General features: G+C 70.5%; 13 protein-coding genes and 7 pseudogenes. 13 read left to right on the plus strand and 7 right to left on the minus strand.

The features are described 5' to 3' along the window. Positions 1-167: 167 nt before the first annotated feature. From ccrA to pssA, 10 genes and pseudogenes are all read left to right on the plus strand, one after another. Positions 168-1,006, plus strand: a pseudogene (gene ccrA / locus AOK16_RS28290) (crotonyl-CoA carboxylase/reductase); the annotation flags it as partial. 2 nt (positions 1,007-1,008) lie between these two features. After that, positions 1,009-1,516 (plus strand): annotated as a pseudogene (locus AOK16_RS28295) (zinc-binding dehydrogenase); the annotation flags it as partial. 32 nt (positions 1,517-1,548) lie between these two features. Beyond that, positions 1,549-1,678, plus strand: a pseudogene (locus tag AOK16_RS28300) (methylmalonyl-CoA mutase family protein); the annotation flags it as partial. A 2-nt stretch (positions 1,679-1,680) separates the two neighbouring features. Further along, a pseudogene (locus tag AOK16_RS28305) lies at positions 1,681-2,553 on the plus strand (methylmalonyl-CoA mutase family protein); the annotation flags it as partial. Positions 2,554-2,555: 2 nt separating this feature from the next. Further along, positions 2,556-3,490: pseudogene (locus AOK16_RS28310) on the plus strand (methylmalonyl-CoA mutase family protein); the annotation flags it as partial. Next, positions 3,487-4,503, plus strand: a complete 1,017-nt coding sequence (locus AOK16_RS14395) for an HpcH/HpaI aldolase/citrate lyase family protein (RefSeq protein WP_055472659.1) — start codon at positions 3,487-3,489, stop codon at positions 4,501-4,503. The pseudogene AOK16_RS28310 and the gene AOK16_RS14395, both read left to right, overlap by 4 nt. 109 nt (positions 4,504-4,612) lie before the next feature. Next, a complete protein-coding gene (locus AOK16_RS14400; RefSeq protein ID WP_055472660.1) occupies positions 4,613-5,140 on the plus strand; it encodes a MaoC family dehydratase in 528 nt (175 codons plus the stop codon). Position 5,141: 1 nt separating this feature from the next. Beyond that, the gene (locus tag AOK16_RS14405) at positions 5,142-6,347 is read left to right on the plus strand and encodes an acyl-CoA dehydrogenase family protein (RefSeq protein WP_055472661.1); all 1,206 of its coding nucleotides are present in this window, start codon (positions 5,142-5,144) and stop codon (positions 6,345-6,347) included. A gap of 170 nt (positions 6,348-6,517) precedes the next feature. Further along, positions 6,518-7,165, plus strand: coding sequence for a phosphatidylserine decarboxylase (locus AOK16_RS14410; protein WP_055472662.1), 648 nt, complete (start codon positions 6,518-6,520; stop codon positions 7,163-7,165). After that, positions 7,152-8,018 carry a CDP-diacylglycerol--serine O-phosphatidyltransferase gene (gene pssA / locus AOK16_RS14415; RefSeq protein WP_205627685.1) on the plus strand — a complete coding sequence of 289 codons (867 nt, stop codon included), beginning with the start codon at positions 7,152-7,154 and terminating at the stop codon, positions 8,016-8,018. Before AOK16_RS14410 ends, pssA begins: the two co-directional genes overlap by 14 nt. Positions 8,019-8,072: 54 nt before the next feature. Here the strand turns inward: pssA and AOK16_RS14420 are convergent, their stop codons facing one another. Next, a complete protein-coding gene (locus AOK16_RS14420; protein WP_055472664.1) occupies positions 8,073-9,710 on the minus strand; it encodes a BCCT family transporter in 1,638 nt (545 codons plus the stop codon). A 187-nt stretch (positions 9,711-9,897) separates the two neighbouring features. On the opposite strand from AOK16_RS14420, the gene AOK16_RS14425 reads away from it, so the two are divergent. Further along, positions 9,898-11,022, plus strand: a complete 1,125-nt coding sequence (locus AOK16_RS14425) for a glycerate kinase (protein WP_055472665.1) — start codon at positions 9,898-9,900, stop codon at positions 11,020-11,022. Between the two features lie 119 nt (positions 11,023-11,141). Here the strand turns inward: AOK16_RS14425 and AOK16_RS14430 are convergent, their stop codons facing one another. The 4 genes and pseudogenes from AOK16_RS14430 to AOK16_RS25625 all read right to left on the minus strand — a co-directional run. Beyond that, on the minus strand, positions 11,142-11,627 hold the full coding sequence (locus tag AOK16_RS14430) for a methylated-DNA--[protein]-cysteine S-methyltransferase (RefSeq protein ID WP_055472666.1): 486 nt from the start codon (positions 11,625-11,627) through the stop codon (positions 11,142-11,144). Between the two features lie 101 nt (positions 11,628-11,728). Then, on the minus strand, positions 11,729-13,207 hold the full coding sequence (locus tag AOK16_RS14435; protein WP_055472667.1) for a DNA-3-methyladenine glycosylase 2: 1,479 nt from the start codon (positions 13,205-13,207) through the stop codon (positions 11,729-11,731). A gap of 179 nt (positions 13,208-13,386) precedes the next feature. Then, the gene (locus tag AOK16_RS14440) at positions 13,387-14,805 is read right to left on the minus strand and encodes a phytoene desaturase family protein (RefSeq protein WP_055472668.1); all 1,419 of its coding nucleotides are present in this window, start codon (positions 14,803-14,805) and stop codon (positions 13,387-13,389) included. Between the two features lie 499 nt (positions 14,806-15,304). After that, positions 15,305-15,505 (minus strand): annotated as a pseudogene (locus tag AOK16_RS25625) (aminotransferase class IV); the annotation flags it as partial. 352 nt (positions 15,506-15,857) lie between these two features. On the opposite strand from AOK16_RS25625, the gene AOK16_RS14450 reads away from it, so the two are divergent. Next, positions 15,858-16,850, plus strand: coding sequence for a protein kinase domain-containing protein (locus AOK16_RS14450; protein ID WP_240483565.1), 993 nt, complete (start codon positions 15,858-15,860; stop codon positions 16,848-16,850). A 264-nt stretch (positions 16,851-17,114) separates the two neighbouring features. On the opposite strand, the gene AOK16_RS14455 is transcribed toward AOK16_RS14450, so the two are convergent. Both AOK16_RS14455 and AOK16_RS14460 read right to left on the minus strand, forming a co-directional pair. Further along, the gene (locus tag AOK16_RS14455; RefSeq protein ID WP_055472670.1) at positions 17,115-17,651 is read right to left on the minus strand and encodes a flavoprotein; all 537 of its coding nucleotides are present in this window, start codon (positions 17,649-17,651) and stop codon (positions 17,115-17,117) included. Then, a pseudogene (locus tag AOK16_RS14460) lies at positions 17,648-18,295 on the minus strand (heavy metal transporter CzcB); the annotation flags it as partial. The pseudogene AOK16_RS14460 and the gene AOK16_RS14455, both read right to left, overlap by 4 nt. 49 nt (positions 18,296-18,344) lie before the next feature. Here AOK16_RS14460 and AOK16_RS14465 point away from each other — a divergent pair. Continuing rightward, positions 18,345-18,859, plus strand: a 515-nt coding sequence (locus tag AOK16_RS14465; protein WP_205627686.1) for a transposase, incomplete at its 3' end; no start/stop codon positions are given.

Genomic DNA, 18,859 nt, shown 5'->3' on the forward strand with positions numbered 1-18,859 from the left:
CGAGCACCGCGCCCGGCTGTCCCCACAAGCCACTTGTGCGCCCGGACGCCTGCGTCACAGGCCCCCGCGCCACCGCGCGACCAAAGCACCGAGCAACACCGTGCACACCGTCAGAAGACCCCAGCGTTCCCTCAAGCGTTCTCGTCAACGCTTCGCCGGAGGCCCAAGTGAACAGCATCCTGGACGCAATTCTCTCGCCCGACTCCACGTCGGCCGACTTCGCAGCCCTCCCCCTGCCCGAGTCCTACCGCGCGGTGACCGTGCGCAGGGACGAGGCGGAGATGTTCGCCGGAGTCGACAGCCGGGACAAGGACCCGCGCAAGTCCCTGCACGTGGACGACGTGCCGGTGCCCGAGCTCGGCCCGGGCGAGGCCCTCGTGGCCGTCATGGCCAGCTCGGTCAACTACAACTCCGTGTGGACCTCGATCTTCGAGCCGCTGCCGACCTTCGCCTTCCTGGAGCGCTATGGCAAGCTGTCGCCGCTCGCCGAGCGGCACGACCTGCCGTACCACATCATCGGCTCCGACCTCGCGGGCGTCGTGCTGCGCACCGGCCCCGGCGTCAACGCCTGGCAACCCGGCGACGAGGTCGTCGCGCACTGCCTGTCGGTCGAGCTGGAGTCGGCCGACGGCCACAACGACACGATGCTCGATCCCGAGCAGCGGATCTGGGGGTTCGAGACCAACTTCGGCGGCCTGGCGGAGATCGCGCTGGTGAAGTCCAACCAGCTGATGCCCAAGGCGGCCCACCTCAGCTGGGAGGAGGCCGCGGCGCCCGGACTGGTCAACTCCACCGCGTACCGCCAGCTCGTCTCGCGCAACGGCGCCGGGATGAAGCAGGGCGACAACGTGCTGATCTGGGGGGCGAGCGGCGGACTCGGCAGCTACGCCACGCAATTCGCGCTCGCGGGCGGGGCCAACCCGGTGTGCGTGGTCTCCAGCGGGAAGAAGGCCGAGATCTGCCGCGCGATGGGCGCCGAGGCGATCATCGACCGCAGCGCGGAGGGNNCATCCGCGAACTCACCGGCGGCGAGGACGTGGACATCGTCTTCGAGCACCCGGGCCGCGAGACCTTCGGCGCCTCGGTGTACGTGACGCGCAAGGGCGGCACCGTCGTCACCTGCGCCTCCACCTCCGGCTACCAGCACGAGTACGACAACCGCTATCTGTGGATGTCGCTGAAGAAGATCGTCGGCTCGCACTTCGCCAACTACCGCGAGGCGTGGGAGGCCAACCGCCTCATCGCCAAGGGGAAGATCCACCCGACGCTGTCACGGACATACCCGCTGGACGAGACCGGCCAGGCGACGTACGACGTGCACCGCAACCTCCACCAGGGCAAGGTCGGGGTGCTGTGCCTCGCCCCGGAGGAGGGCCTGGGCGTACGCGACCGGGAGAAGCGCGACCGCCACCTCGACGCGATCAACCTGTTCCGCGACGCGGAGCGGAGTGGAACCGACCAGCACAGCCGCCACGCGGAGCGGAGCGGGACCTACAAGCACGGCCGGAACGCTTGATGACGGAGCGCCACAGGGACCGCCCCTGGCTGATGCGGACCTACGCCGGGCACTCGACGGCCGAGGCGTCCAACGAGCTGTACCGTCGCAACCTCGCCAAGGGGCAGACCGGCCTGTCCGTCGCGTTCGACCTCCCCACGCAGACCGGCTACGACCCCGACCNNAGGTGGGCCGGGTCGGGGTCCCGGTCTCCCATCTGGGCGACATGCGGCGGCTGTTCCAGGACATCCCGCTGGAACGCATGAACACCTCGATGACCATCAACGCCACCGCCATGTGGCTGCTGGCGCTGTACCAGGTGGTCGCCGAGGAGCAGGGCGCCGACGTCACCAGGCTCTCGGGGACGACGCAGAACGACATCGTCAAGGAGTACCTCTCGCGCGGGACGCACGTCTTCCCGCCGGGGCCGTCGCTCCGGCTGACCACGGACATGATCACCTACACGGTGAACCACATCCCCAAGTGGAACCCCATCAACATCTGCAGCTACCACCTCCAGGAGGCCGGGGCCACCCCCGTACAGGAGATCGCGTACGCGATGTCCACCGCGATCGCCGTGCTCGACGCGGTGTTCGCCTCCGGGCAGGTCGCCGAGGAGCGCAGGGGCGAGGTCGTCGCGCGGATCTCCTTCTTCGTGAACGCAGGCGTCCGGTTCATCGAGGAGATGTGCAAGATGCGCGCCTTCGGCCGCATCTGGGACCAGGTCACGCGCGAGCGCTACGGCATCGAGGACGCCCGGCAGCGCCGGTTCCGCTACGGCGTGCAGGTCAACTCGCTCGGCCTGACCGAGGCCCAGCCGGAGAACAACGTCCAGCGCATCGTGCTGGAGATGCTGGCCGTGACCCTGTCGAAGGACGCCCGCGCGCGGGCCGTCCAACTCCCCGCCTGGAACGAGGCGCTGGGCCTGCCCCGGCCCTGGGACCAGCAGTGGTCGCTGCGCATACAGCAGGTCCTGGCCCACGAGTCCGACCTGCTGGAGTACGAGGACATCTTCGCGGGCTCGCACGTCATCGAGGCCAAGGTCGGCGCGCTGGTCGNNGGATCGAGGAGATGGGCGGCGCCATGGCGGCCGTCGAATCCGGCTACCTCAAGGCCCGGTTGGTCTCCTCGCACGCCGAGCGCAGGGCCCGGATCGAGGCGGGCGAGGAGAGGATCGTCGGCGTCAACTGCTTCGAGTCGACCGAGCCCAACCCGCTCACCGCCGACCTCGACACCGCGATCATGACGGTCGACCCGGAGAACGAAGCCGGGGTCGTCGCCGCGCTCCACGCCTGGCGCGACCGCCGGGACGAGGCCAGGGCCCAGGAGTCCCTCTCGGCCCTGAAGGCGGCGGCCGCGGGCACCGCGAACCTGATGCCCGCCACCCTGGAGTGCGCCCGCGCGGGCGTGACGACCGGCGAGTGGGCCTGGGCGCTGCGGGACGTCTTCGGCGAGTTCCGGGCCCCTACGGGTGTCAGCTCGGCGCCGGTGGCCGTCGCCGCGGAGGCGGGCACTCCGCTGGCTCTCGTACGCGAGAAGGCGGCTCGTACGGCCGAGGAGCTGGGTGCCGGGCGGCTCCGGCTGCTGGTGGGCAAGCCCGGTCTCGACGGGCACTCCAACGGGGCCGAGCAGATCGCCGTACGGGCGCGGGACGCCGGCTTCGAGGTGGTCTACCAGGGCATCAGACTGACGCCCCACCAGATCGTCTCGGCGGCCGTCGCCGAGGACGTGCACTGCGTGGGCCTGTCCATCCTGTCCGGCTCGCACGCCGAACTCGTGCCGGACGTGCTGGAGCGGCTGCGGCGGTCGGGCGGCGGGGACATCCCGGTGATCGTCGGCGGGATCATCCCGTCCGCCGACGAACGGGCGCTGCGCGCCGCCGGGGTGGCGGCCGTCTTCACCCCGAAGGACTTCGGCATCACCGAGATCATCGGCCGTATCGTCGACGAGATCCGGAAAGCGAACAAACTCGACCCCCTGGAGGTCCCCGCATGACCCGCCCGTCGCCCGCCACCGCCCTCAACGGAAGGCACTCCGTGCCGCAGCCCGATCCTGTCAACCGCCTGCGCCCGCGCCGTTCCTGCCTTGCCGTGCCGGGCAGCAACCCGCGCTTCCTGGAGAAGGCGCAGGGGCTCCCGGCGGACCAGGTCTTCCTGGACCTGGAGGACGCGTGCGCGCCGCTCGCCAAGGAGGGCGCCCGGCACACGGTCGTCGACGCGCTCAACAACGGCGACTGGACGGGCAAGACCAGGGTCGTGCGGGTGAACGACTGGACCACGCACTGGACGTACCGGGACGTCATCACGGTCGTCGAGGGCGCGGGCCCGAACCTGGACTGCATCATGCTGCCGAAGGTGCAGGACGCACAGCAGGTCATCGCGCTCGATCTGCTGCTGACGCAGATCGAGAAGACGATGGGCTTCGAGGTCGGCCGGATCGGCATCGAGGCGCAGATCGAGAACGCCAAGGGCCTGGTGGAGGTCGACGCGATCGCCGCGGCCTCGCCGCGCCTGGAGACCATCATCTTCGGCCCGGCCGACTTCATGGCCTCCATCAACATGAAGTCCCTCGTCGTGGGCGAGCAGCCGCCCGGCTACCCTGCGGACGCCTACCACTACATCCTCATGCGGATCCTGATGGCGGCCCGCACCCATGACCTCCAGGCCATCGACGGCCCGTACCTCCAGATCCGCAACACGGACGGCTACCGCAAGGTCGCCGAGCGCGCGGCGGCGCTGGGCTTCGACGGCAAGTGGGTCCTGCACCCGGGCCAGATCGAGGTCTCCAACGAGGTCTTCTCGCCCTCCCAGGAGGACTACGACCACGCGGAGCTGATCCTGGACGCGTACGACTACTGCACCTCGGAGGCGGGCGGGAAGAAGGGTTCGGCGATGCTCGGCGACGAGATGATCGACGAGGCCAGCCGCAAGATGGCGCTGGTGGTCGCGGGCAAGGGCAGGGCGGCCGGCATGGTCCGCAAGTCGGTGTTCGAGGCGCCCACCGCCTGACGGCGGACCGGCAGGGGACGTGTCCCATCGGCAGTCCGGCCGCGTCCGATCCCCCACCCCCCAAGGCCCCGAAGGGGCCGTGGCAGAGCACCCCTGGAGGGACCAGCACATGCAGTTCGGCCGCAGCTTCGAGGAGTTCCGCGTCGGAGACGTGTACCGGCACTGGCCGGGGAAGACCGTCACCGAGTACGACGACCACCTCTTCTGTCTGCTCACCATGAACCACCACCCGCTCCACCTGGACGCCAACTACGCCGAGAAAACCACCGATTTCGGCAGGAACGTGGTGGTCGGGAACTACGTCTACTCGCTGCTGCTGGGCATGTCCGTGCCGGACGTCTCGGGCAAGGCCATCGCCAACCTGGAGGTCGAGTCGCTGAAGCACGTGGCGCCGACCTTCCACGGCGACACCGTCTACGGCGAGACGACCGTGCTCGACAAGACCCCGTCGAAGTCCAAGAGCGACCGGGGCGTCGTCCACGTCGAGACCAGGGGCTACAAGCAGGACGGCACGCTGGTCTGCGTGTTCCGCCGCAAGGTGATGGTCCCCACCGAGGCGTACATCAAGGAGCGGGGCGGCGAGCAGCCGGCCCGGCCCCAACCGCGGGATCCCGCCGAGAAGAAGCAGGAGAAGTGAGATGAGCCGCCTCGCGCAGACCCCCGGCCTGACGGACGTCCAGCAGGAGATCCTCGCCACGGTCCGGGACTTCGTCGACAAGGAGATCCTGCCGGTCGCCACCGAGCTGGAGCACCGCGACGAGTACCCGGCCCAGATCGTCGAAGGACTCAAGGAACTGGGCCTGTTCGGGCTGATGATCCCCGAGGAGTACGGCGGCCTCGGCGAGTCCCTCCTCACGTACGCGCTGTGCGTGGAGGAGATCGCCCGCGGCTGGATGAGCGTCTCGGGCATCATCAACACCCACTTCATCGTCGCCTACATGCTCAAGCAGCACGGCACCCAGGAGCAGAGGGACTACTTTCTGCCAAAAATGGCGCTCGGCGAGATCCGCGGCGCGTTCTCGATGTCCGAACCCGCCCTGGGCTCCGATGTGTCGGCCATCACATCGAAGGGCGTCCAGGACGGCGACGCGTACGTCCTCAACGGGCAGAAGATGTGGCTGACCAACGGCGGCTCGGCCAACCTCGTCGCGGTGCTGTGCCGTACGGACGAGGGGCACCCGCAGGGAACCGCTCCGCACAAGTCGATGACGACTTTCCTGGTCGAGAAGGAGCCCGGGTTCGGCGAGGTCAGGCCGGGACTCACCATCCCCGGCAAAATCGAGAAAATGGGCTACAAGGGGGTTGACACGACCGAGCTCGTTATGAGCGATCTCCGCGTACCCGCGGATCGGGTGCTCGGCGGGGAGACCGGACGGGGCTTCTATCACATGATGGACGGGGTCGAGGTCGGCCGCGTGAACGTCGCCGCCCGCGGCTGCGGGGTCGCGCAGCGCGCCTTTGAGCTGGGCGTTTCCTATGCGCAGCAGCGCCAGACCTTCGGCAAGCCGATCGCCCAGCACCAGGCGATCCAGTTCAAATTGGCCGAAATGGCTACCAAGGTCGAGGCGGCGCATGCAATGATGGTCAACGCAGCACGCAAAAAGGACTCCGGGGAGCGTAACGACCTCGAAGCGGGAATGGCGAAATACCTCGCCTCCGAGTACTGCAAAGAGGTAGTAGAGGACGCCTTCCGCATCCATGGCGGCTACGGCTTCTCCAAGGAGTACGAGATCGAGCGCCTCTACCGCGAGGCCCCGATGCTGCTCATCGGTGAGGGAACCGCCGAGATCCAGAAAATGATCATTGGTCGACGACTGCTCGAGGAATATCGCTTCCAGGGGTGAACCGCCCCATTTGCGGCGATTTTAGCGAGGAGAAGATCACACCCCGGTCCTGAGTCTTCGACCACCGACTCGGCTGCTGGCTTGCCCAGTTGCCACGCGATACCGATACCATCCCGGAAAAGCCGCCGTCCCCCGTTTCAGCGCGGCATCATCCGCTACGAAGGTCATCCATGCCCCACAGCCAAACCTCTGCACCTCGCCGCGGGGTCCGCCTCGCCCGCGGAGCATCGCCGTGGCTCCTCCCGACCGTGGCCACCGCAGCCCTCAGCCTCGCCCGCGCTCGCCGCTCGGGACGCTGGGCTGCCGCCGCTGTGCCCACCACCGCGCTGGCGGCGGGCATGCTGTGGTTCTTCCGCGACCCCGAGCGCGAGATCACCCAGGGCAGGGTGATCTCTCCGGCCGACGGTGTGGTGCAGAGCATCATGCCGTGGAAGGACGGGCGCACCCGCGTCGCGATCTTCATGAGCCCGTTGAACGTCCACGTCAACCGCGCGCCGCTCGCCGGCACCGTGACGTCCGTGGAACACATCCCCGGCGGCTTCGTCCCGGCGTTCAACAAGGAGAGCGAGAACAACGAGCGGGTCGTCTGGCACTTCGACACCGAACTCGGTGACATCGAGATGGTGCAGATCGCCGGCGCCGTGGCCCGGCGGATCGTGCCGTACGTGCCCGAGGGCACCAAGGTGGAACAGGGCGAGCGGGTCGGCCTGATCCGCTTCGGGTCGCGCGTCGACCTCTACCTCCCGGAAGGCGTGGACGTCGCCGTCGAGGTGGGCCAGCCCACGATCGCGGGGGTGACTCGCCTTGACCGTGATTGATCCCGAGCCACAGGCCCAGGCCACGGGCGCGTGGGTGCCCGAGGTCGAGGCGGACAGCGACGAGATGGACGACATGCCGTTGTCGACCCGCCTGTCGATAGCGGACACCCTCACCCTCGGCAACGCCACCTGCGGCTTCATGGCGGTGTACTTCACCACCACCGGCGTCCTCATCCCGCACCTGACGGGCAGCGAGGACGGCGGCATGGCCCGGCACAGCGCCGCGACCGCCGTGATGCTGATGCTGCTGGCCTCGGTCTTCGACCTCTTCGACGGGCTCGTCGCACGGAAGCTGCGCAGCTCGGCAATGGGCGCGGAGCTGGACAACCTGTCCGACCTGATCAGCTTCGGCCTCGCACCCGCGTACTTCGTCCTCGTGTGGGGCATGGTCGCCGACGACGCGCACCAGCGGGTGTCGGCGCTGGCGGCGATCGTGGTGCTGCTGGCAGTGGTGCTGCGGCTTGCGAGATTCTCCTGCGTCACACTGCGTGACGGGATCTTCCAAGGCATGCCGAGCCCCTTCGGGGCGCTGACAGTCGTCTCGATCGTGCTGCTCGAGCTGCCGTTCGTGCCGACGCTGCTGGCGATCGTCGGGGTCGCGTGGCTGATGGTCAGCCGAGTCGAGTACCCCAAGCCGCGGGGGCGTCTCGCGGTGGCGATGCTCGGCTGGATCGTGCTCAGCATGGGGCTGCTGGCGGCCTGGGCGTTCGACGCGCCCGGCGGGCAGCTGCTGCTGCAGACCGGGTGTGCGCTGCAGCTGGTGCTCGGTGCGGTCATTCCGCTCTTCGCGACCGCACGCCGCGTCAACGCGTTCCGCGACAACCGCCGCGAGGCGCGGGCAGCCCAGCCGTAACCGCTCCGCGGCGGGACAGCACGAACAAACCCGGGAGGGCCCTGAGCGATCCGCTCAGGGCCCTCCCGGGTTTTCCCGTCCCGGTGTCGGCTTCGGCTCCGCCACCTTGTCGCCCACCATCGCCCGCACCGCGTCCCGCAGCCCGTGCAGCGCGTGTCGGGGCGGGCCCGCGCCCGGGTCCTCACGGAGCTCGCTGACCAGCGCCCAGCACAGCGCCAGCATCACCAGCGCGAACGGCAGCGCCACCAGGATCGTCGCCGCCTGCAGCGAGCTCAGCCCGCCCGCGACCAGCAGCACCGCCGCGACCGCGGCCATCAGCACCCCCCACGTGACCACCAGCCACGTACGCGGGTGCAGCGCGCCCCGGCTGGTCAGCGAGCCCATGACGAGCGAGGCCGAGTCCGCGCTTGTCACGAAGTACGTCATCACCAGCACCATCGCCACCCACGACGAGGCCGTCCCCAGCGGCAGCGCATCCAGCATTCCGAACAGCGCCGCCTCCGCCCCCTCCTCGACCGTCTTCCCGAGCGCTGCCTCGCCGGTGGAGTCCATCCGGATCGCGCTGCCGCCCATCACGCAGAACCACACCATCGTCGCCGCGCTGGGCACCAGCAGCACCCCGATGAGGAACTCGCGGACCGTCCGCCCGCGCGAGATCCGGGCGATGAACGTCCCCACGAACGGCGCCCAGGACAGCCACCACGCCCAGTAGAAGACCGTCCACCGGCCCAGCCAGTCCGGGTCGGTGAAGGCCCCGGTCTCCGAGGCCATCGGCAGCAGGTTGCTGAGGTAGCCCCCCAGGCTCGCCGGGATCGCGTCCAGGATGTACACCGTCGGGCCGAGCACCAGGACGAACAGCGTGAGCACCCCGGCCAGCACGACGTTGGTCGTGCTGAGCCACTTCACGCCCCGGTTGAGCCCGGAGAACGCGGAGGCGACGAACGCCGCCGACAGCGCGGCGATGATGACCAGGCGCAGGGTCTGGGTGTCCTTCACCCCCGCCGTGAGGTCCAGCCCCTGGGCGACCTGGAGCGTGCCCAGGCCCAGGCTGGTCGCCGTGCCGAAGACGGTGGCGAACACCGCCAGCAGGTCGATCGCGCTGCCCGGCCAGCCCGCCGCCCGTCGCTCGCCGATGAGCGGTACGAAGGCGGCGCTCAGCCGGTTCCCGCGCCCCTTGCGGAACCCCGCGTACGCCAGCGCGAGCCCGGCGACGCCGTAGATCGCCCACGGGGTCAGCGTCCAGTGGAAGAACGAGTACTCCATCGCCGCCCGCGCTGCCTCGGCCGTACTGCCGTGCAGGTCCGAGCCCGGCGGCGGGGAGACGTAGAGCTGGAGCGGCTCACCCACGCCGTAGAACATCAGGCCGATGCCCATGCCGGCGCTGAACATCATCGCGATCCACGAGATGTTGCCGAACTCCGGCTCCGCGTCGTCCCGGCCGAGCCGGACCATCCCGAACCGGCTGAACGCGATCACCACGCACAGGACGAGGAAGACATCGGCCGCCACCACGAACAGCCAGCCGAAGTTGCCCAGCACCCAGTGCAGCGCGGAGCCGGAGACATCGGCGAAGGAGTCCTTGCCGATCGCCGCCCACCCCACGACCAGCAGCACGACCACCGCCCCGATGGCGACGATCTTCAGATCAGGGGGCGGGTCAGCGGGTTCCTGGTCCATGGGATCCGTCGTCATGCCGCCCCACTATGGTGCGGAAAGTCCCGATGTGCCGGTCTGGCACGCCGGTCCCCGGCCCGACTGGGCACCTGCCAGCCATGGGCAGGGGCCCATGCGTCCGGATAGGGTCGCAGCGGCGCGACTGCCAGGACGGAAGAGCAAGGGGTTACGAGTGGCGGACGCAGCAGGATCGGAAACGGGGCGCGTGCTGATCGCCGCGGACAAGTTCAAGGGCTCGCTGACGGCGGTCGAAGTCGCCGAACGCGTCACCTCGGGGTTGCGCAGAGCCGCTCCCGGGGTCCGCGTCGAGGCCCTGCCGGTCGCCGACGGCGGCGACGGCACGGTCGACGCCGCGGTCGCGGCCGGGTTCGAGCGCCGCGAGGTGGTGGTCAGCGGGCCGCTGGGCGCGCCGCTCACGGCGGCGTTCGCGCTGCGCGGGACCGCCGCCGTCGTCGAGATGGCCGAGGCCTCGGGCCTCCAGCATCTGCCGCCGGGCGTCTTCGCACCCCTGACGGCCACCACGTACGGCACCGGCGAGCTGATCCGCGCCGCGCTGGACGCGGGCGCGCGCACCGTCGTCTTCGGTGTCGGCGGCAGCGCGACGACCGACGGCGGCGCGGGCATGCTGGCGGCGCTCGGAGCGCGCTTCCTCGACGAGGACGGGGACCCCTTGGCGGACGGCGGCGGCCCCCTGCGGGAGCTCGCCACGGCCGACCTCTCCGGCCTCGACCCGCGCATCGCCGACACGGAGTTCGTGCTCGCCAGCGACGTCGACAACCCGCTCACCGGGCCGAAGGGCGCGCCCGCGGTGTACGGGCCGCAGAAGGGCGCGAGCAAGGAGGACGTCGAGACGCTCGACGCCGCACTCGCCCACTACGCGCGCGTCCTGGAGGGGGCCATCGGCCCGAAAGCGGCGGAGTACGCGCTGTCGCCGGGGGCGGGGGCGGCCGGCGGCATCGGGTACGGGGCGCTGGTGGGCCTCGGCGCGGGATTCCGCCCCGGCATCGAGGTCATGCTCGACGTCCTGGGCTTCGCCGCGGCGCTGGCCACCGCCGACCTGGTCATCACCGGCGAGGGTTCCCTGGACGCCCAGACCCTCCACGGCAAGGCCCCGGCCGGGGTCGCCGCGGCGGCGCGGGCGCGCGGCAAGCGCGTCGTGGCCGTCTGCGGCCGCCGCACCCTCGACGACGCGACTCTGGCCACAGCCGGCATCTCCCGTGCCTACGCCCTGACCGACCTGGAACCGGACCCGCGGCTCTGCATCGCCAACGCGGGCCCCCTCCTGGAACAGACCGCCGAACGCCTGGCAGCGCGCGAGCTGCGCCACTGACGAGCGGGCCCGCCGACGAGCCCGCGCCGCCCGCGCTGCGGCCACGTGTTCGCCATGCTGTGGGCAGGCGTTCCGCCGGGCGGAACGCCTGCCCACACCGGAACGGATCCGGCCGATCGCTACGCGAAAAGGGTGCCTGACTCGAAGTCGAGGAGGTGGCGCTTGCGCGTGAGGCCGCCGCCGTAGCCGGTGAGGCTGCCGTTGGCGCCTACTACGCGGTGGCAGGGGACGATGATGCCGATGGGGTTCTTGCCGTTGGCGAGGCCCACCGCGCGGGACGCGGCCGGGTTGCCGATGCGGTCGGCGAGCTGCCCGTAGGAGATCGTCTCGCCGTACGGAATGTCGCGCAGGGCCGACCAGACCCGTTGCTGGAAGGGCGTGCCGGCCGCCATGCTCAGCGGCAGGTCGAAGGTCTTCAGGTCGCCCGCGAAGTACGCCCTGAGCTGGCGGATCGGTTCCTGGAACGCCGTGTCGTCCGGGTCCCCGAACGTCTCCTCCGCCGGGCGGTGCCGCTGGTCGGTCATGTAGAGGCCGGAGAGGACGCCGTCGGTGGCGACCAGCGTAAGCGGGCCGACCGGGCTGTCGATGACGGTGTGGGTGCGCATGGCGTATCAATCCTAGGTCGGTCTGAGGGTGATTGGTTCTGAGGGGACGAGTTCTGAAGGTGATCGGTTCGGGGCGCCGGGGTTCGGACACCGCGATCTCTTCAGACGGCGGGTAGGTGGTTGATCGGGTGGCTGTCCGTCGCCCAGAGGTACTGGACGGCGTACGCGCGCCACGGGCGCCAGTCCGCGGCCCGTGCGGTGAGCGCTGCGGGGGTGGCGGGCAGGCCCAACTCCTGGGCGGCGCGCCGGAGTCCGAGGTCGGTGGGGAGGAAGGCGTCGGGGTCGCCGAGGCCGCGCATCGCGATCACCTCGACGGTCCAGGGGCCGACGCCCGGCAGCTCGGCCAGCCGCGTCCGCGCCTCGTCCCAGTCGCTGCCCGCGCCGAGGGCGATCTCCTCTGCGGCGAGGGCAGCGACCAACGAGGTGAGCGTGGTGCGGCGGGTGCGCGGCAGGGCCAGGGTCTCCGGGTCGAGCGCGGCCAGCGCCTCCGGGCCGGGGAAGAGGTGGGTCAGGCCGCCGGCCGGGTCCTCGACGGGCTCGCCGTGGGCGAGTACCAGCCGCCCCGCGTGCGTACGGGCGGCGGCCGTGGAGACCTGCTGCCCGAGCACGGCCCGTACGGCGAACTCCGCCGCGTCGACGGTGCGCGGCACCCGGCGGCCGGGGTTCTTGTCGACCAGGGGCGCGAGCAGCGGGTCGGCGCGCAGCAGGTCGTCGACGGCGACGGGGTCGGCGTCGAGGTCGAGCAGGCGGCGGCAGCGGCTGATGGCGATGGTCAGGTCGCGCAGGTCGGTGAGCGCCAACTGGCAGGCGACGTATTCGGGTTGGGGGCGCAGGGTGGCGACGCCCTGGCCGTACGGGAGCCGGAGCGTGCGCCGGTACGCGCCGTCGCGCCACTCCTCCACGCCCGGTACGGCGGTGGCGACGAGGTGGCCGAAGAGGTTGTCGGGGCACAGCGGGGCCCGGAAGGGCAGGCGGAGGGAGATCGCGCCGGTGGTGGCCGGTGCGCGCCTGCCACCGCGTACGGCACGGGCGCGCAGCTCCGTCGGGGAGAGCGCGAAGACCTCGCGGACGGTGTCGTTGAAGGTGCGGATGCTGGCGAATCCGGCGGCGAACGCAACGTCCGCCATGGGGAGTTCGCTGGTCTCGATCAGCAGCCGGGCGGTCTGCGCGCGCTGGGCGCGGGCGAGGGCGAGCGGCCCGGCGCCCAGCTCGGCGAGCAGCTGGCGCTCGATCTGCCGGGTGCTGTAGCCGAGCCGCGCGGCCAGACCCGGGACGCCCTCGCGATCGACCACGCCATCGGCGATCAGCCGCATGGCGCGGGCGACGAGGTCGGCGCGCTCGTTCCACTGCGGGGAGCCGGGGCTCGCGTCGGGCCGGCAGCGCTTGCACGCGCGGAACCCGGCCTGCTGGGCGGCGGCCGCACTGGGGTAGAACCGCATGTTCTCGGGCTTGGGCGGGACCACTGGGCAGCTGGGGCGGCAGTAGATGCGGGTGGTCAGGACCGCGGTGAAGAACCAGCCGTCGAAGCGGGCGTCCTTGCCCTGTACGGCGCGTACGCAGCGGTCGGTTTCGGTGTGCATGGCTTCAAGGATCGGCCACGCGGGCCGGGCAGGCTGGCGAGAATCCGACATCAGCCTCCGGCCGACCTGCCCGGTGGTGGAGCAGGCAGGTGGCCAGGTGCCCTCGTGGCCTCGTGGCCGCGACGAAGAGCAGGCCCACGCCCTCGCCCCGGACGTCGGCCGCGCCGGGCAGGGCGGAGTTACGGGTGGGAGCGGAGTCTTCGCCATACCGCCCGCGCCGCGAGGTGGCCGCACATGCCGTGGACGCCCGGGCCCGGGCTCGTGGCGGAGGAGCAGAGGAAGACGGCGGGGTGGGCCGTGGCGTAGGGGACGCGGGCGAGTTTGGGGCGCAGGATCGACTGGAGGCCGGCGAAGGCGCCGCAGGCGATGTCGCCGCCGACGTAGTTGGCGTTGCGCGCGGCCAGCTCGGGCGGCCCTGCCACCGCCCGGCCGAGCACCAGGTCGCTGAAGCCCGGGGCGAAGCGCTCGATCTGACGCTCGATCAACTCGGTGGCGTCCCCGCGCCATCCGTTGGGGACGTGGCCGTAGGCCCAGAAGGTGTGCTTGCCCTCGGGCGCTCGGGTCGGGTCCATGAGCGTGGGCTGGGCGGTGATCAGGAACGGGGCCTCCGGCGGTCGGCCGTGGATGGCGCGGCCCAGGGCGTCGGAGATGTCCCCGGCCGTCGGGCCGACGTGCACGGTGCCGGCCCGCCGGGCCTCCTCCGCCGTCCACGGCACGGGGCCCGACAGCGCGTAGTCGACCTTGAAGGCGGCGGGCCCGTACCGGAAGGAGGCGTACGCGTTGCCGAGTCCGGCGATCCGGGCGAGGGCCGTGGGTGAGGTGTCGAAGACGTACGCGCGGGCGGGCGGGAGTTCGTCCAGGCGCTTGACCGTGACGCCGGTGTGGACGGTGCCGCCCGCGGCGCGCAGGCGCGCGGCAAGCGCGTCGGAGATCGCCTGCGAGCCGCCGCGCGCGACCGGCCAGCCGCGGGAGTGCGCGGCCAGCGCGAACATCACGGCCAGGCCGCCCGTTGCGAGGCTGTGCGGCCCGGCGACGGTGTGGCCGCCGAGGCCGGCGAGCAGGGCGCGCGCCTTCTCGCCGCGGAAGCGGCGGTTCAGCAGCGCGACGGGCTGCGGCCCGAGCAGCCCGAACTGGACGTAGCGCAGGGGGTCTTGGGGCAGACCGAGCCAGGGCGGGCGCAGGAAGTCGGCGGCGAGGGTCTCCCAGTGGCCGGTGAAGGGGGCCATCAGACGGCGGTAGGTGCCCGCGTCCTGGCTGCCGAGGGACGCGGCGGTCTCCCCCACGGAGTGGGCGAGGACGGCGGCGGTGCCGTCCGGGAAGGGGTGTGCCATCGGCAGCTCGGGGTGGACCCACTCCAGGCCATACCGGTCCAGGCCCAGCTCGTCGAAGACGGGCGAGCCGATGCCGAAGGGGTGCACCGCGGAGCACGGGTCGTGGCGGAAGCCGGGGAGGGTCAGCTCCTCGGTGCGGGCGCCGCCGCCCACCGCGTCCCCCGCCTCGTACACCGCGACCGCGCAGCCTCGGCGGGCCAGTTCGACGGCGGCGGTCAGCCCGTTGGGGCCGGCCCCCACCACGACCGCATCGAGCATCGACGCCACCGCGACTCCTTCGTCGTACGGGCCCCGGGGAGGCCGTCCGACACGGCCACCGGGCTCTGCCCAGGATAGGCGTTCGCACCTCCGAGCGAAGATCGCGGCGGAGGGATACAAGCGCGCCCGGGAAGCCTTACTCTCTTCGCCCATGGAACGCATCACCCGCACCGACTTGCGCAAGGTGCACGGCTTTTCGACGGCCGCGGCGCTCTCCCCCACCCCGACCCGCGAGTGGACGGCCGCGGAGTGGGACCGCATCCAGCTCGGCCACCGCGCCCGGGGCATGGACGAGCGCTGGCACGCCTTCGCCGAGGGCAACCGGCTCTTCCTGCACCGCAGTTGGACCGGGCACCGCATATACGAGGCCGAGTTCGCGCCCGCGGCGGGGCCGGGCGGCGGGTTCGTCATAGCCTCCGCCCGGGTGGAGACCGACGCGCGGCGGCATCGGCGGGTGTCGGACGCGTACGACGCGGCGATGCTGGAGTGCCTGATCGCCTCGGTTCTCCTGGGCCAGCGCGCGGACGCGCTGCGGGTCGAGGTCGGTACCGAAGAGCGTCCGGCAGTCACGCCGAAGCCGTTCCATGTGCAGCGACAGACCGCGTACGCGCCCGTTGTCGACCCGCATGGAAGTGAAGTGGCCGTAATTGGTGAGGGCCAGGTTCTGCAGCTGAGCCGGTCCGACCGGTTCTCCGTTGAGTTCTGTCATGCGGGCATCCTGCACCTGACGAACGGGCTAGGCGCGGCACTAAATCCGCAGGCGCCCGCGCTACGGCCGCAGACGCCTCACCATCACCGCGAACGTGGGCGAGTCCTCGAACGGCTTCCGCTCCCCGATCTTTCGGTACCCCCACGAAATTCTGGCCGGAGCGATCCGACACCGACCGGCGTAGTCGAGCAGTGACGGCTGCGCCTCTTCCTCTGCTCGCGGTGCGTGGAGCCGTGCCCGCTGTGGATGGCCGGATTCTGCCCCGCACGCCGCGCCTGGCCCAAGTCATTGGCCAGGCAAAGGACGACGGCCGCGCCGTGTTCGCCCTTGCAGGCGGACTCGGGGAGGACACATGCGCGGCGTGGCCGCGGGTGCGATCCTGGGCGGCTCATCAGCTGGAGACGAGGGAGGCGCTGTGATGAACGACGGGAAGCAGTGGCCGGGCCCAGTCCGTGCGCTGGCCGCGCATTTGGCCAGCAAGGGCGAACGTGTCGCCACGGCACGGCAGGTTTCGGACCGTCGCGGCTCAAGAGCGTGGCACGTGACGTCAACCTGCGGCCAGTTCGCGCTGAAAGCCAACGCGGAGGGCCTCTGTTCGGCACGCGACAAGCGCAGCGAATTGAACCGGGAAGTACGCGTCATCGCTGAACTCGGCCGACTCGACGCGATCCCGGTCGACTACTTGGTGGCTTCGGGCACGTGGGACGGTGGCCGATGGCTGGCCGTGAAGTGGGCGCCGGGCGAGCCGATGTGGCACGCCTTCGCGGTTTCCCGGGACAAGGACGTCTCAGACTCGCGGCGTTTCGTCATCACGTGCACACGGTCGATGGCATCGGCTATGGCATCCATGCACCGAGTCCAGTGGGTTCACGCCGACATCCAGCCCACGAACACGCTGGTCACCGAAGACGGATCTGCGACGCTGATCGACTACGCGCTGGCGTGCGGCCCCGTGGTCCAAGGTAGTCCTGATCTCGAAGCCGACCGCTCGCCTTACCTAGGTGCCTTGACACACACCACGGCTCCCGAGATCGCCTCGGCCCTACTGAACACGGCAGAGACCGTGCACGTTCCCGCCACTGCGGCGGCTGACGTGTGGGCACTGGGCGCGACGCTGTTCTGGTGCTGGACCGGTCATCGACCCGTGCCGTACGGCGAACCGGACGGGCCGCGGGCGGGGAAACTGCGAGACATCGCCGAGGGGAATCTCCTGGACGTAGCCGAAGTCCGGCCATGGGCGTTCCCTCGATTCGAGGAGGCCATCACCGCCTGCCTGCATCCCGCACCGGACAAGCGGCCGACAGCCACTGAACTGCTGGACTTCGTCGGAGAGCCGGAGCGATGAAGCCCCGAGCCGAACGCGACTGCTCACAGGTTCAGTTGCGGGCCTCCACCGAGGGCCAGTCGCTCTACACCGGGCTCGGCTTTGCAGTAGTAAGCGACGTGCACATGGCATGGCGCCCACCACTGAAGTCGAGGCGCCAGCGCGGCAGAAACGAACCAACTCGTGAGGAGGAGCCGTGAACCACTCCCAGGGGAAGACCCGTCGGACCAGGAAATCCCTGGGAGAGACGGTCGGGGAATCCTCGGTGGCGTGACGCGGCGGCCGTCAGCCGACGTGCGGCGCGAGAAGCTCAAGTGCCTCTTCCCAGCGGAACTTGTCTCGCCCTCCCCCCGCCTTGGGCTGGTGCGGCTCGTAGCCTCCGATGTGGACGCCCATCGCCCGCAGCCGGTCGAGGCTCTGCCCGTACGCGGGGTGGGCGGCCATGGCCGCGTTCACGTACGGGAGTACGGCGGTGGGGGTGCCGAAGCCGTACGCCTCGCACAGGATGCCGAGGGCGAGCGTGTCGGAGATGCCGGCCGCCCACTTGTTGATCGTGTTGAACGTGGCCGGGGCGACCGCGATGGCGTCGGCGGGTGGCAGCGGGCGCGGATCGCCTGGCACGCGCCAGGCCGAGCGGATCGGGTAACCGGTCTGCGCCTCCACCGCCTCGGCATCGATGAAGCCCAGCGCCTGAGGCGTGGCAACCACGCCGACGTTCCAGTTCCGCTCCTGCGCCGCCATGATCAACGTACCGACGTCGTCCGCGATCCCGGCCGCGCAGACGACGATGTACAGGAAGGGATTCTCGGTCCGGTCGGTCACGCGGGCACTCCCAATCGGCGGCAGAAGTCGTGCAGTTCGGGCAGGGTACGGCGACGGTCCCGAGCAGCCATGTCGGCAACCAGCTCGCGTACTGCCGGGCGGCGGATATCCTGTGCGGCGCAGTGTTCGGCCATGCGCAGGGCCCGGTAGCCGGCAGCGAGCCTGCCCTGCTGACTGTAGGCGCGGGCTGTTTCCACCCACAGGGCAGACCGGCGCTCGGGGACGGGGATACGGCGACACGCCAGAGGTTGGGCGGCCTCCAGCGCAATACCCGCGTCGCCGAAGGCGACAGCCGCGCTGAGCTCGTGCAGCGCGACGTTAGTGGGGCTGAAGTTGGCCCAAGCGTCCGGACGGTCGAGAGCAACGTAGCGGGCGATGTCCCTCGCCTCGGCGAGGAACTCCTCTACGGCGGCACGATCCCTGCCGCTGCTTGCCGCAGTCACCCCGCGCAGCAGGAGCAGCCCGAGAGCAGCGAGATATTGCGGCGCACGCCGGTCATAGGAACCGGCGAACTGGCTCGCTGTGTGCCTCACAAGGGTCACGGCTTGAGTGGTGTGTTTCTCACGGGCCAGTACGTGTGCTTGGACGCGAACACTTGAGGCAAGCACGACCGGGTCTCCCGAGCGTTCGGCCTCGGCCATAGCCGGGACTGTAAGACGTTCGGTGTAACTCCCGATCATGGTAGATGCATCGATGACCAGTGAGAACGTGTCCGAGTCCGGGACCGTCGAGCCCACGAAGGCTGCGTCGGTGAAGGCCGTGGACGACCAGTTGATCGACGAGCTGGTGGGTCGGGCTCAGGCCGAGGGTCTGCAGCTGACCGGCGAGGGCGGGCTGCTGCAGCAGCTGACCAAGCGGCTGCTGGAGTCCGCCCTGGAAGGCGAGATCACCGACCATCTCGGATATGACAAGCATGATGCGGCCGGGAAGAACGGCGGCAATTCCCGCAACGGCAAACGCTCCAAGACCGTCTTGACCGACGTCGGTCCGGTGGAGATAACCGTGCCCCGCGACCGCGGCGGATCCTTCGAACCGAAGATCGTCAAGAAACGGCAGAAGCGCCTGACCGGCGTCGACGAGATGGTCATCTCGCTGGCCGCGAAGGGCCTGACCACCGGCGAGGTCCAGGCCCACCTGGCCGAGGTCTACGGCGCCGACGTCTCCCGCCAGACCATCTCCACCATCACAGACAAAGTCCTCGAGGGCAT

Origin of the sequence: Streptomyces pathocidini, assembly GCF_001418495.1 — a bacterium.
Classification (GTDB): Bacteria; Actinomycetota; Actinomycetes; order Streptomycetales; family Streptomycetaceae; genus Streptomyces; species Streptomyces pathocidini.